Source organism: Paracoccus sp. TRP (genome assembly GCF_000185925.1).
Lineage (GTDB): Bacteria > Pseudomonadota > Alphaproteobacteria > Rhodobacterales > Rhodobacteraceae > Paracoccus > Paracoccus kondratievae.
In genome coordinates this window covers 1-11,598 of record NZ_AEPN01000045.1, presented here as the reverse complement: position 1 = coordinate 11,598, position 11,598 = coordinate 1, and the positions used below count along the sequence as shown (strand labels likewise).

Genomic DNA, 11,598 nt, shown 5'->3' with positions numbered 1-11,598 from the left:
TCTATCCCCGCAGGTGCGGGGGAGCCAGCCTGCGCCCATGGCCCATCTCAACCCCGCCGGGTCTATCCCCGCAGGTGCGGGGGAGCCTCTCTTGCCCAATATATTGAATTTCCAGCGATGTCAAAAAGCATACGCGCGAGTGTTTTTACTGTTACACACGCTTGACGAGTAAAACCCCATCTGCGTCGACGATCTCCTTGGGCGGTTCGCCCAAGGTCTCGATCCTCAGATTCCCGGTCGCGCCGGTGTCTCGCCAGACCATGGTCAGCGAGCCACGGCCGAGCGCCGTCCACCAGTCGGTCATCACCGACCAGACCCGTCCGCGCACGCCGGCCGACATGTCGGGGGCGACATAGACGCCTGGCGCAATCTCCAGCATCACCGAGGTGAGAAACCCGCGATAGCGCGCCTCGACATCACGGGTCACGATCATCGTCAGTGGCATCAGGGATCGCGCCCCTCGATCAGCGCCTTGATCCGCTCGATCATCGCCGGGATCACGCCCTTCCGGGCGATCGTCTCTCCGGTCAGGCGCCGGGCGAGGCGTTCAATATTCTCGCCGGGCCGGTCAAGGGCGATCCTGGCCGCTTTGAAGGCGCAAGGGATCGTTACCGGATCGCGCCAGAGATCGGCGATGTCCAGAACGAAGCTCTGGCCCGGATCCTCGTGGATAAAGCCGAGTTGGGGAATGGTGGCGGTTGCGCAGACGGCGATGGCGGCGGCGGCCTCGACGGCCGAGGCGGCATGATTCAGCGCCTGATTGGGCAGGTCGGCCCTCATCGGATCGCCGCGGTCATAGCGTCGGCCCCGCCAGTCGATGCCTATGCGCTGCGCATGCAAGGCATAGGTCTGTTTCATCCGCGCCCCCTCGATCCCGCGCAGGACATCAAGCTCGCCATGAGGCAAAATCTCGCCCAGACGGACGGCATACATGCGCCGGGCCGTCATGATCCGAAGATCGTCATCGGCCCAGATCCGCGCTTGAAGCCGGGCAAGGCCCGAGCGGTCGGGGATTATTGGCGGCGCGGTATAAAAGCGCACCCCATCCTCACCAACGGCGGCAAGGGCGGTGCGGGCATGGGCCAGGAGCCGCAGCGCGTCATGGCTGACCGTCGAGCCCGGGCCGAGCAGGATGATCGACACGCCTTGCAGCGGGATGGCATAATCGCCCGGTTGCAGCGCATCCACCTCGGTGCTTTTCCCTTGCAGGAAGGCCAGCGTGCCATCGCGTGCGGTTAACGCCCCGCGCGCGAGGTAGAGGCAGCCTGCCCGGTCGGCATGAGGCACCTTGGCGCTGTCGAGTCCGAGCCTGCCCTTGAGCATCAGCGCGGCCTTTGCGGCGGCCGCAGCAGCAGCATGCCATAGCCATAGCTGCGGTGGCGCCCGACGCCACTTGCCAGCAGCCGGGCAAAGGCCGCAGCGTCAGTGACGGTCAATGTGCCAAGCACTGTCACGTCGGGCCCCTCGATTCTGCGTCCGTCCCGGACGGCAATCTCGCGGCGAAAGCTCGCCAGACGGCTGGTTTCCCGTTCAAGCTCGGCGCCGGGGAGCAGCCGCGCGGCCAGCCAGTCCAGATAGACCGCCTCGCGCGTCACCTCCTCGCCGCGCAGGGCGCGGGCGAGGAAGGCATCCACCTCGGCCCCTTTTCGGAAGATGAGCGGCTGGCCGTCTTTAGTTTGGCCGGACAGCGGCGACGCCAGCCGCACCACAGGGCGCATCCGCAGATCGAAGCCGATGCGCTGCCCCGGTCGCCAGGCCGTGCCCGGCCGGGGGATCGAGCGCAGGCGATCTAGGCGGATGGCCGCGGCGTCCGAGGGGGTCTGGCTGATTCCGGCGCTCTGGCGCAGGGCATCGGCATCATGGTCGGCATAGGCAAGCAGCGTGCCCTGCCTGGCGCCGGGGGCAACCATCAGGCGGAAAGGTTGCAAGACGCCCGGGCCGAAGACCTCGCCCAGCAGGTGATGCAGGGTAAGTCCCTCATCCGATCCGCGCCCCCACGCTTGTCGGGCACCGGCCCAGAGATGGAGTTGCCGCAGATCGACTGGGAGTTCGACGAGATGCAGGCTCATGTGATGCGCCCCAGACCGACCCGGCGGCTGCCGGCATGATAGCCATTGCGCCAGATCCGCAGATCCGCAAGATCTGTCATCGTGCCACAGCCTTCCTCAGCGGGCCAGAGCGCGTCTCCGGTCTGGCCGGTCGCCGTCAATGCGGCACGAGCCGTATCCGCCGTGAGCAGCCCCTGCAGCAAAGGGCCGCTAGGCAGGCAGGGCTTGCGGCCCAGAAACAGCGGTCGGGCCGGGCGGTCGAGCGCCGCGGCGAGATGGTCGAGATCCGGCGCCGCGTCGTCGGCAAGACGCAGCACGACATGGCAATCGTGATCGGCCAGATAGTCACGGCGGCGGCGGTGCGGGCTGTCATAGCTCGCACCGGCACGCTGATCGGGACTGCCCCAGGTGGTCCAGCCGCGATCATTAGCTTCCAGCTTGGCATTTTGGTTGTCGGTCAGCGGGCGGCCCTGCCGGGCATTCACGGCGCCGAAGATCAGCCTGTCTTGCAGGGTCTGATGCGCCTGCCAGTCCTCGCGCCGCAGCCCGAGCGCGTTGGCCAGAAGGCCGGTCAGCGCCGAGGCGGAGGGGAAATCCCGCGTCGGCCCAACCTGATCGACCGCAACGCCGCCGAAGGCCAAGAGCGGGGCGGTCAGGCGCAGATGCAGCCAGCGGTGCATCATGCCGCGCTTTCCGAAAGCTGCGCGGGCAGCGTGCGCACGAAGCCCGCTAGATCGGCAAGGGAACCCCGCTCTGCGCCCGGCACATCGGCATTGGCCAGCGTCATCACCCGGCGTGTCTCGCCCGTGGCATAGGCGGCATCCAGCGCCGCGAGATGCGCCGTGAGCTGGGCGACAGCCGGGGCCGTGCTGGCGGCGCAGGCATCGCGGAAGGCTTCCGCCAGCGTGCGGGGCTGGCGGTCGCCCGCCTCGACCAGCAGGAAGGAGGCACGGGAATACGGGGCGGTCGAGCCAAGCTTGGCCCCGGGCGACACTTCTGCGATCAGATAGAGCAGATTGTGCAGCACCTCGCCCGCAAGCGCGGCATCGCCGCCGAGATTGGCGATCAGCCCGGGAATGTCGACAACGACATAGCCGTAGAACAGCCCCGAGGTCAGTTCGGTCTCCTGAATGGTGTCGGCGCCGGTATCCTCTTCCCGCGCCAGATCGTCGGCCGCGATGAAATAGTCGCTTTCGGCCTCTTCAGCGTGGACGGTGAAGGCATGGGCAACATGGACCGGCGCATCGATATTGGCGCGCGGGTCCGAGGTGACCATGCGGCCGAACAAGGCTCCGGTCAAGCCGCCCGGCATCTTGGCGCCCTCGCTCAGGGCCTTCAGATTGGCCTTGTGAGTCTTCAGCCAGTCCTTGGCGATCTCCTGTGCCGCTTTCCCGTCGCCCGCCGCTTCGGCGGCCAGCCGCTTCGCCTCGGTGGCCAGATAGGCCACCTCCACCTCGCCCAGCAACAGGGTCTGGCGGGACTTCTTGTCCGCACCCTTATCGCCATAGACGGCGACCAGCAGCGCCTCGCGGATCGGTTTCAGGACGGCTTCATCAACCTCTGTCAGATCGGCCAGAACCTTGCGGTCGATGGTCTCGCGCGAGCGGAAAGCATCAGTCGCGCCTGCGATCCGGATGAGTGCATGGGGGTCGTCGGCAAGGCGCCAGTGCCGTTTGAGGCATTGCGAACTGACGCGGGTGCGCAGCGTGCCACCATAGGGCAGCCGCTTGGCCAGCCCGGCATCGTCGCGGTTCAGGAGCGCTGCGGTATAGGGAGCAAGGAAATGGATTTGCAGGAAGCGGGGATCAGGCATTCTGGGTCTCTTCGATCTGGGATCTGTCTAGGGCGCGGTAATAGCTGCGGGCAATATCATTGCGGTCACATTCGAAAGCGGCGCGGGCGAGGCTGATGAGATCAAGCGGGGGGTGTTTGCGGGCAATGCCGCGGATGATCCGCTCCAGCGCCTCCAGCCGGGCCGGACCGCGCAGGGCGAGGAGCCGGGCCAGCCGCTGTTCGGACACCCCGGCCTCGTGCAGAACCGTACCCAACGGGCGCTTGGCATCATGGACCGATGTGGTGGCGCTGGCCGGGGTCAGAAGCGCCACCATGCGGGTATAAGCCAGCCAGACGGGTTCCTCGGCCGATGAAAGTTGCAGGCGCGCGACCTGCCGCCAGAAAACAGGGGCACCGGCCCCGTCCATCCGCCGGGCCTCGGCCTTGCCACCCGGATCGGTCGCAGCCAGAGCGGCGGCGATCGACAGGGCGCAGCGGGCGAGCCTGTCCTCAGGTCTGGCTGCATGCTTGGCTTCGGGCGTATCTGTGGGCATGTCAGGCATCCTGTGCGTCCTGTTGCTGGAAGGGCTGCAACACCTTGGCGATGCCCCGCTCCAAAGCGTCCCGGCTACGGGCCTCGGCGCGGGGACGGAACAGACTGGCGCAAGGGATGGCGCTGCTGGCGATGTCGAATTCTCTGCGAGCGATCGCGGCAAGCGCCGTCAGGAACTCGCGGCGCATCAGGGTGAAATCGGCATCCACCTTCGCGGATGCTCGCAGCCAGAGTTCCGGGAAGAACAACTGATCCACCGCATGGCGATAGGCATCACGCGCGGGTTGGGCGCGGGCATAATGCGGCTTGCCGCGCTTCTTGCGATCGCCCTCGGCCGCGATCAGGGATAGGCCGTCGCGCAGCGCGGTTTCTATCGCGTCGATATCTTCCTGCACTTCGGCAGCGACCGAAACTGGCTTCGTGCCAAACAGCCCCGCCTTGACCATCGCCTTCGGCACCGGCACGAGGCGCGAGCGGAAACCGTCGGTCTTGGAATTGCCTCGGGCAAAGGCTTCGGCGATCAGAACCAGCGGCGCGGCCTCTTCCCCCGGCTGCGGCAGAGCCAGATCGGGAACTTTCCAGTCGCCGCCATAGAGCAGCCGCACCAGCACCTCATGGCTCCAGTCCTGCTCGCCAAGGGTGAAGCTCTTGTTCTCGGTCTTGTGCAACGGCGCCCAGGGGTCGCCGGTATTGCCCTTGGCTTCCTTGGCGGCCACACGCGCAGCCTTCGAGGTGCTGCGCTCGGCCGTGATCCGATCTCCCGCCTGCGACAGGCGGATACGGCGGCAGACCTCGATGAACATGGGGTCGAGCCGGTCCAGATCGAGGCCTGGCCCGTCGCCCCAAGGATAAAGCCAGAGAAGGGTCAGCCCGGCAATGCCACTGCGCCGGGTGAGAAGCGTGCGCAGATCTCGCGCCCACCAAGCCGAGGGATCGACCTCGACAGATCCTTCGCGCGCGGGCGCCAGCGCGATCATCGCCCGCGATGAGGAACCGCCGTTCATCCGAGCGATGCCGTAACTGTCTTTGCCTCCATAGCCCTCCATCGTCTGCAAGCTGACGAGGGCGAAGATCCAGTCCTGCGGCTCCGGCTCGCGGGCGATCTCGCGCTTGATGTCGTGATTGCGCGAGGTGATGAGCATATCGAGCGCATCGGGCGTGGCGACCGGCGTCCATTTCTCCCCGCCGGGATCGGGCGGTTGCAGGAAGGCGGGGTGCTTGCGGTCGGTCTGGATCAGATGCCAGGGTGCGTCATCGGCGAAATCCGGGGTCAGCACCCGCAGCGCGCGGCGCCAGTTGTCCTCATCCTCGGGCAGATCGCGCAGGCCCGCAGCATCTAGCGCCAGAACCGCAAGCTGCACGCAGAACATGTGCCAGGCGGGGCGCTGATGCGGACGCAGCGCAGGGAAGGCCGCGACCTCGCCCCGGGACATGGCGGCGAACAGACCGGGGAGGCTATGCGATCCCCGGTCTGTCGAGATAAGCGGCTCGGTGAGAAGGTTGCTGCTCATCGAGCGCAACGCCCCAAGAGTTTTGGGGAATGCACTTGGCCTGCGGCTTCAACCTCAGACAAGCAGGGTCTATTCCCGCCGAAGCGGGACACTTCGAAGGAGAATACCAGCCCGAGATCGACCCCTGTGACCCGGTCGCCATTGGGACGCCGCTTTCTGCCCGCCAGGAAGCGCGTACCAGCCTCAATGAGACGTCTCATCGGTATGAAGCTCCTCATAAGCGATAAACGTCAGAGAAACAGTTATCTACACCTTCAAGGATGAGAGCTGCAGCCTTAGCTGTCAAGGCTCCGTTGCAAGAATCGTTAGCCCCGCCGAGTCATAGCCGAACATCTTGCCGCCGACGCCGATCCGCAGTGGCGCGGTGGCCAGCAGTTCGACCGTCTCCTCGCCGGTCAACCCTTTCGACCAATGCGCGGGCAGCGTCAGGTTGCGCACCGGCAGGCCGAAGGCTCCGGGCGTGCCATCGGGGAGGGCCAGCATAGCGCCCTCCTCGCCCAGCCGGGTGCGGATCTTCTCGTCATCGGGGAACGAGATCAGCGGCGCCTGGCGGTCGAGGATCACGAGATCCGCCGCGCCCATCTCGGCCAGTGTCTTGCCGTGCAGGCGCTGGTGGTAAGCCTGCCAGCCCCGGGCCTCGGCGATCCGTGCCAAGGCCTCGGGATGGGTCGCAGCTTCCACAAGCACGCGGTTCATTTCGGGAATATGCCAGACTGGTTGTCCTGTGATCTGATCCAGCGTTGCGGCAAGACCGGGCACATCGACATAGACGCCCGAGAGGCTCGGACCCGCCGCATAGGCGCCTAGACCGTTATCGGCCCGCTGCACCAGCGGATCGAGGCCGCCCGGCGGGCAAAGCACAACGGCACGCGCCATTTCGAACCCTGCGGGACGCGCGCGCTTGTGGCGGTGCAGGCGCCCGATCCGCTGCAGCAGCACATCCATTGGGCAAAGATCAGTGATCAAGAGATCCGCATCGATGTCCAGGGACTGTTCGAGCGTCTGCGTCCCGATGACGACCCGACCGCCCAGCGACCCCTTGGCGCCCAGGGCCCCCTCCACCGCGCTATCCAGCAAGGCCCGGTCCTCGGCCGCAAAGCGACTGTGGTGAAGCGTCGGAATGCCCCGTATCTGCAACAGCAGTTCCGGCGCTTCGGCCTGTACGGCGGCGAACGTTTCCTGCGCCCGCCCCACCGTGTTGCGGATCACCAGCACCCGCGCTCCCCGCCGCGCGGCGGCAAGGGCAAGATCGGCCGCATCTGCCCCGGTCCAGCCCAGATGCGCACGCATCTCCACGGCCTTGTCCGCACGCGCTTCGCGCTCGACCGGCTCGATGCCGGCCGCCGTCCAGACGGCTGGATAGGGTCGGGCCGCCTCCTCGGGCAGCGCGGCGATCCCCGTTCCGAACCATCGGCAGCGCGCGGACGCCCCCAGAGTCGCGGACATCAATAGAACATGGCCGCCCAAGGCCAGATGGTCGCGCGCCATCCGTCGCTGGACCTCGCTCATATAGGGGTCGGAGGCATGAACTTCGTCGATGACCAGCAGCGCGCGCGACAGGGCGGTGCCGCGCAGATGGGCGTATTTCACCTGTAGCCCGCCGAGAGCGACCTGATCCACCGTACCGATGGCGATCGGCGCCGCGAGATAGCGAGCGGAATGCTCGGCCGCCCACCGGCTCGGCCGCGCTTTGCCATCGTCCCACAGGACCGAGAAGTCAGGCAGGCGCCGACCCTTCGCCTCGCCCGCCACCACTTGTCCGGGGATCGCCAGCAGCGCCTCGGGCACAGGCTTGAACATAAGCGCCAGTGCGGCATTGACCCGGCGCTGCAACTGTCGCGCCGCCGCTCTTGTCGGCACGGCGAAATAGAGCGCCTCGACCTCTCCCGCGGCCAGAAGTGCGGCAAAGCGCCAGAGCGCCGCCTCGGTCTTGCCCGCTCCCGTCTCGGCCTCCAGAAGAACGAGCCGTTCGTCCGTCGTCAAACCACCGATCGCCAGTTGTGCAGGCCGCGGCCGGGGATGATCCTTCGAGATCAGCTCCCAACCCGGTGGCCCCGAAAGCGTAAGGATATCCGCGGCCAGGCCGATCTCGGCAATGCGTGTCTCCGCGCGCAGCAGTGCGGTCTGCCAATAATCGTCGCGCAGGCGAGGCTCGTAGGGGAAGGCGCGGTTGTCGGAGGCAATCCAGTCCGCAAGGGTCAAAAGACCGCAGATGAAATGCACAAAAGCCGGCTCAGCAGGGGGCGGTCTCGCCTTGTCCAGATCGGGAAACCATGCCTCGAAAGCCGCCCCGATCCGGCGATGCTCCATTTGCCAATCATAGCTCGCGACTGTGGGAAAGGTGGCGGCAACCCTCCCCGACCCCGGATGGCTCGTCGGTCGCCCGTGATGCGACAGAATCATGGAAAACCACTGCTCCAACTCGGGCCAGGCGGCCAGCACATGGTGCCAGCTCGCGCCCGGCCCGTCTCCGCTCGGCGCTTCCGCCCAGAGCCACCCGGCTTCGAGGTGCCCGATTGTCGCCAGGTGACCCTTTCTGGGCCAGATCTTGGCTTGAAAGCCCGGAGCGAGCTTGCCGATGTCATGCAGGAAGGCCAGCGCGGTGAGGCAGCCGATCTCGGTCGGGTTTAGTATACGTCCAAGTGCCGCCTCAGCCTTCAGGCGATAGGGGCGACGCGACAGAAGCAATTGGAAGACCGCTGCGACATCGGCGCAATGATGCCCAAGATGATGATGCCCCAAGATGGGGCTGAACTTGCCCCAAGCTGCTCCCCAGATCGGACCAGCCCGTTCTGCTTGCATCAATCGTTCACGCTCTGGAGACCAAGACATTTCGCAGCCTATCTGTGGCACGGAAAATTCTACGTGTCTCGGAAAAACTTCAACCTGGCCTGATCCGCAGTAAAGGCGTGAGAAATTCAAATAACTCTCAATACTGTCGAAAGGCCCGCCGCTATCGTCCGAAGCGCCGGTTTGGGATTCTCTTGCAGGCCAAGCGAAATACCTACCCTGCGGTATTCCGAATAAATGGTCACGTCGGGATTCCGAGGCATCCTACAGGATCCCGTGCTGTGATTCTGAGGCGCCAGCCGTGCCGTACTGCCATCGGGCTGCTCTCCTCCCTCACGGCTAGTCTGGCTGATATCTCGCTGCGGTCCGCACGAATGATCATGTTCAATGTGTTTCTGCGGGTACTATGCTGCAGTGCTGCTAGACAACTTTCCGCCCATCGCGTCCACCCGCCTGCAATGCCGACCGCGTCGGAAATCTGCGCGCCTGTATCAGCGCCCGTCGGCTTCTCTCACGATTTGAACGATATCGCGAGGGTCTGATCCCATCGCTGTAGCTATTTCGACTAGTTCCACCACCTCGATTCGCCGCTCGCCGTTCTCGTACTTCGCCACAAAGGACTGCGGCCGCTTCAGGCGCTCTGCCAGCTCGGTCTGCGTCAGCCCTGCATCCAGGCGGGCCTGCTTAAGGGCAGCCATCAAGGCCAGATGACCAGGGCTGCGCAGGGTTCGGCCCATCCTTGAACTCCAGATAAATCCGGAATTCGGATAGTGGCACTTGAGCGTTATCCCATTTTAGGTTATTTCGTGCCGGACGTGTTTGCATCTTTATTTTCAGGACCAGCCGATGCCCCAACAATGTCCGCATTGCATGACCGAGATCCATGCCGAGGCCTCCACCTGCCCTGCCTGCGGGGCGATCCGCGGTGTGTGGGGCCGCTCGGTCGAAAGCTGGCGCCAGGCATCGACCTTCATGCTCGGCGTGGCCGCATTCTTCGTTCTTGCCGGCATAGTCTTTGGCACTTGGGTTGCATCGGTCGATGACCAAACGACGGCATTCGACGGCTTGATCGCCTTCCTGTTCCTTTCGCCGTTCATGCTGTTCGCTGGCGGTGTCGGCCTGTTCCTGCGCTACGTGATCCCCCGGATGCAGGAGGGTTGGTATCGATGAGAGCCACGAAGCGGAAACCAGCCGCCGGTCCGAAGCGCACCTCGATCTGCCTCAGCGCCGAGGCGCACAAGTCCCTGCGGATCGAGGCGCTGCGGCGCGACATCACCATGAGCCAGTTGATCGCACAGGCGCTGGTCGATGCCGGCATCGACATCCCCCCGGAGGATCTGGAATCATGAAACACCTGTTCACCGCCGCGCTGATCGCCCTTGCCAGCCCCGCCTTCGCCGCCGGCTGGTATTTCGAGGCCTCCGTCGAGGGCGGCGCCGAATACTGGACCTTCACCAACGAGACCGGCGATGTGAGCCCGCGCCGGGTGCGCGGCAACGAGATCTGGATCACCCGCACCGACCAGATGAACGACCTCGACGCCAACGGCACCTGCGACTTCAACAACTGCCGCGTCAGCGTGACGCTGGACGGCCGCAACGCCGAGGCGGGCGAGCGGGTCAGCATCCTGTTCTCGAATGGCGAGAAGCTGGATTTCGTGGCTGCCGGTGGCGACATCCTGCTGAGCAATTTCGACACGGCCGGCATGGGCGCGACCAACCTCTTCGTCCAAAATGTCCGGCAGGCAGAATGGGTCGAGATTGGCTTCGGCGGCAAGCGCCACCGCTTCAGCCTCGCCGGATCGGCGGCGGCTCTGGACGCGATCCGGCCATGGATGACGGGAGGCAAGTGATGACCTCCCACGGGACCATGCACGCAACCAACGGATATCGGCGCAAAGGGCCTGACTACCTGAACAACCCGGACATGGTTGCGTTCACCATCGGGCGGGTCGTGATGGCAAAGATGACGACCGGCCGCCCCCTCAGCTGGAATACGCTACGGGCACGGCTGATGCATATCGCTGAGGGAGATACCGTCGATCTGCCGGCAGGCGTGAATGCGGAGATGGCATTGGCAGCCCTGCGATATCTCCCGGAACCTCCAGACGCTTCCCGTTACAAGGGCTGAGGGCAGGAACCTCACGCGCTGATCGGGGGGCTCCCGCCCAAGAAATGGGCCAGGCGAGGCACGGGCCACCGCCACCGCCTCGCCGGATCAGCGGCAGCGCTGGATATGACCCAGCGACAAATGACAGGAGACAAATAATGCCCCCGCAACCGTTCAAAGGCGAACTGCCCGCATCGATCTTCGAGCCGGATGAGGTCAAGGCACGCAATTGGTGGGCCGCGCTGACCGAGCCGGAACAGGAAGAGCGCATCTACGACCTGACCCAGGTGCTGGAATTCTACGGCATCGACCTGCCCGACAGCGATGAGCGCTGGATGATGGCCTGCTGGGAAAACGAATTCGCCTGACCCCGTCCCTACGGCCCGTTGTGATGCGAGCGGGCCGGGGTCAGGCTGCGCGCAAACCACATTCCGACCGCCCCCACGAGGCTGGGGCGGAATGCGGTTTGCGGCCGCCCAACGGGCGGCACCCTGCAAGCTGCCATCGACTAGAAGTCTTCCATCTCCAACCCGGCTTGGCTGCGCTTGCGCTGCACCGTTGGTTGTCATGCACAAGCCCGAAGACATGCAGCGGGCCGTCCGGCAGCTAGGCTCCTTGAAGTCAGCCCGGCAGCGGATAGGAACATAGTCCCCAATTAACCTTGCAAATCGGGAACTAATCTCCATAATTGCAAGGATGTTGATCGAGCGCCGTATCACCGAGACCGTGAAGTCCCTGCTGGACGACAGCCCCGCCGTTGCCCTGCTGGGGCCGCGCCAGGTGGGCAAGACTGTTGATTTCCGTCGAGACGTGA

General features: G+C 65.2%; 14 protein-coding genes. 5 read left to right on the top strand and 9 right to left on the bottom strand.

Annotated features, from left to right (window positions below; all coding sequences use genetic code 11):
- Positions 1–151: 151 nt before the first annotated feature.
- From cas2e to PARACOCCUSGL_RS0116970, 9 genes are all read right to left on the bottom strand, one after another.
- Complete coding sequence (gene cas2e, locus PARACOCCUSGL_RS0117010) at positions 152–445, bottom strand: type I-E CRISPR-associated endoribonuclease Cas2e (RefSeq protein ID WP_010399215.1); 294 nt, start codon at positions 443–445, stop codon at positions 152–154.
- Entirely contained in the window at positions 445–1,323 is an 879-nt protein-coding gene (cas1e, locus tag PARACOCCUSGL_RS0117005) for a type I-E CRISPR-associated endonuclease Cas1e (protein WP_010399213.1), read from the bottom strand. Before cas1e ends, cas2e begins: the two co-directional genes overlap by 1 nt.
- Positions 1,323–2,069 carry a type I-E CRISPR-associated protein Cas6/Cse3/CasE gene (locus PARACOCCUSGL_RS0117000; RefSeq protein WP_010399211.1) on the bottom strand — a complete coding sequence of 249 codons (747 nt, stop codon included), beginning with the start codon at positions 2,067–2,069 and terminating at the stop codon, positions 1,323–1,325. Before PARACOCCUSGL_RS0117000 ends, cas1e begins: the two co-directional genes overlap by 1 nt.
- Positions 2,066–2,731 carry a type I-E CRISPR-associated protein Cas5/CasD gene (cas5e, locus tag PARACOCCUSGL_RS0116995; protein ID WP_010399210.1) on the bottom strand — a complete coding sequence of 222 codons (666 nt, stop codon included), beginning with the start codon at positions 2,729–2,731 and terminating at the stop codon, positions 2,066–2,068. Before cas5e ends, PARACOCCUSGL_RS0117000 begins: the two co-directional genes overlap by 4 nt.
- Positions 2,728–3,861 carry a type I-E CRISPR-associated protein Cas7/Cse4/CasC gene (cas7e, locus tag PARACOCCUSGL_RS0116990; protein ID WP_010399207.1) on the bottom strand — a complete coding sequence of 378 codons (1,134 nt, stop codon included), beginning with the start codon at positions 3,859–3,861 and terminating at the stop codon, positions 2,728–2,730. Before cas7e ends, cas5e begins: the two co-directional genes overlap by 4 nt.
- The gene (locus tag PARACOCCUSGL_RS0116985; RefSeq protein WP_010399204.1) at positions 3,854–4,375 is read right to left on the bottom strand and encodes a type I-E CRISPR-associated protein Cse2/CasB; all 522 of its coding nucleotides are present in this window, start codon (positions 4,373–4,375) and stop codon (positions 3,854–3,856) included. Before PARACOCCUSGL_RS0116985 ends, cas7e begins: the two co-directional genes overlap by 8 nt.
- A gap of 1 nt (position 4,376) precedes the next feature.
- The gene (locus PARACOCCUSGL_RS20800) at positions 4,377–5,885 is read right to left on the bottom strand and encodes a hypothetical protein (protein ID WP_010399202.1); all 1,509 of its coding nucleotides are present in this window, start codon (positions 5,883–5,885) and stop codon (positions 4,377–4,379) included.
- Positions 5,886–6,167: 282 nt separating this feature from the next.
- Entirely contained in the window at positions 6,168–8,687 is a 2,520-nt protein-coding gene (locus tag PARACOCCUSGL_RS20795; RefSeq protein WP_010399199.1) for a CRISPR-associated helicase/endonuclease Cas3, read from the bottom strand.
- Positions 8,688–9,166: 479 nt separating this feature from the next.
- On the bottom strand, positions 9,167–9,412 hold the full coding sequence (locus PARACOCCUSGL_RS0116970; protein WP_010399197.1) for a helix-turn-helix domain-containing protein: 246 nt from the start codon (positions 9,410–9,412) through the stop codon (positions 9,167–9,169).
- Positions 9,413–9,545: 133 nt separating this feature from the next.
- On the opposite strand from PARACOCCUSGL_RS0116970, the gene PARACOCCUSGL_RS0116965 reads away from it, so the two are divergent.
- From PARACOCCUSGL_RS0116965 to PARACOCCUSGL_RS0116945, 5 genes are all read left to right on the top strand, one after another.
- Positions 9,546–9,845 carry a zinc ribbon domain-containing protein gene (locus tag PARACOCCUSGL_RS0116965; protein ID WP_232215667.1) on the top strand — a complete coding sequence of 100 codons (300 nt, stop codon included), beginning with the start codon at positions 9,546–9,548 and terminating at the stop codon, positions 9,843–9,845.
- Positions 9,842–10,024, top strand: a complete 183-nt coding sequence (locus PARACOCCUSGL_RS0116960; protein ID WP_010399193.1) for a hypothetical protein — start codon at positions 9,842–9,844, stop codon at positions 10,022–10,024. The genes PARACOCCUSGL_RS0116965 and PARACOCCUSGL_RS0116960 overlap by 4 nt, the downstream gene beginning before the upstream one ends.
- A complete protein-coding gene (locus tag PARACOCCUSGL_RS0116955) occupies positions 10,021–10,527 on the top strand; it encodes a hypothetical protein (RefSeq protein ID WP_010399191.1) in 507 nt (168 codons plus the stop codon). The genes PARACOCCUSGL_RS0116960 and PARACOCCUSGL_RS0116955 overlap by 4 nt, the downstream gene beginning before the upstream one ends.
- A complete protein-coding gene (locus PARACOCCUSGL_RS0116950) occupies positions 10,527–10,805 on the top strand; it encodes a hypothetical protein (protein WP_010399189.1) in 279 nt (92 codons plus the stop codon). The genes PARACOCCUSGL_RS0116955 and PARACOCCUSGL_RS0116950 overlap by 1 nt, the downstream gene beginning before the upstream one ends.
- Before the next feature lie 137 nt (positions 10,806–10,942).
- Entirely contained in the window at positions 10,943–11,152 is a 210-nt protein-coding gene (locus tag PARACOCCUSGL_RS0116945; RefSeq protein ID WP_010399187.1) for a hypothetical protein, read from the top strand.
- The last annotated feature ends 446 nt before the right edge of the window (positions 11,153–11,598 follow it).

What these genes read in the sequence shown, in the direction of transcription:
- cas2e (WP_010399215.1), bottom strand. Translation starts at nt 445, where the DNA reads ATGCCACTGACGATGATCGTGACCCGTGATGTCGAGGCGCGCTATCGC.
- cas5e (WP_010399210.1), bottom strand. Translation starts at nt 2,731, where the DNA reads ATGATGCACCGCTGGCTGCATCTGCGCCTGACCGCCCCGCTCTTGGCC.
- PARACOCCUSGL_RS20795 (WP_010399199.1), bottom strand. Translation starts at nt 8,687, where the DNA reads ATGCAAGCAGAACGGGCTGGTCCGATCTGGGGAGCAGCTTGGGGCAAG.
- PARACOCCUSGL_RS0117000 (WP_010399211.1), bottom strand. Translation starts at nt 2,069, where the DNA reads ATGAGCCTGCATCTCGTCGAACTCCCAGTCGATCTGCGGCAACTCCAT.
- PARACOCCUSGL_RS0116945 (WP_010399187.1), top strand. Translation starts at nt 10,943, where the DNA reads ATGCCCCCGCAACCGTTCAAAGGCGAACTGCCCGCATCGATCTTCGAG.
- PARACOCCUSGL_RS0116970 (WP_010399197.1), bottom strand. Translation starts at nt 9,412, where the DNA reads ATGGGCCGAACCCTGCGCAGCCCTGGTCATCTGGCCTTGATGGCTGCC.
- PARACOCCUSGL_RS0116985 (WP_010399204.1), bottom strand. Translation starts at nt 4,375, where the DNA reads ATGCCCACAGATACGCCCGAAGCCAAGCATGCAGCCAGACCTGAGGAC.
- cas7e (WP_010399207.1), bottom strand. Translation starts at nt 3,861, where the DNA reads ATGCCTGATCCCCGCTTCCTGCAAATCCATTTCCTTGCTCCCTATACC.
- PARACOCCUSGL_RS20800 (WP_010399202.1), bottom strand. Translation starts at nt 5,885, where the DNA reads ATGAGCAGCAACCTTCTCACCGAGCCGCTTATCTCGACAGACCGGGGA.
- PARACOCCUSGL_RS0116955 (WP_010399191.1), top strand. Translation starts at nt 10,021, where the DNA reads ATGAAACACCTGTTCACCGCCGCGCTGATCGCCCTTGCCAGCCCCGCC.
- cas1e (WP_010399213.1), bottom strand. Translation starts at nt 1,323, where the DNA reads ATGCTCAAGGGCAGGCTCGGACTCGACAGCGCCAAGGTGCCTCATGCC.
- PARACOCCUSGL_RS0116965 (WP_232215667.1), top strand. Translation starts at nt 9,546, where the DNA reads ATGACCGAGATCCATGCCGAGGCCTCCACCTGCCCTGCCTGCGGGGCG.
- PARACOCCUSGL_RS0116950 (WP_010399189.1), top strand. Translation starts at nt 10,527, where the DNA reads ATGACCTCCCACGGGACCATGCACGCAACCAACGGATATCGGCGCAAA.
- PARACOCCUSGL_RS0116960 (WP_010399193.1), top strand. Translation starts at nt 9,842, where the DNA reads ATGAGAGCCACGAAGCGGAAACCAGCCGCCGGTCCGAAGCGCACCTCG.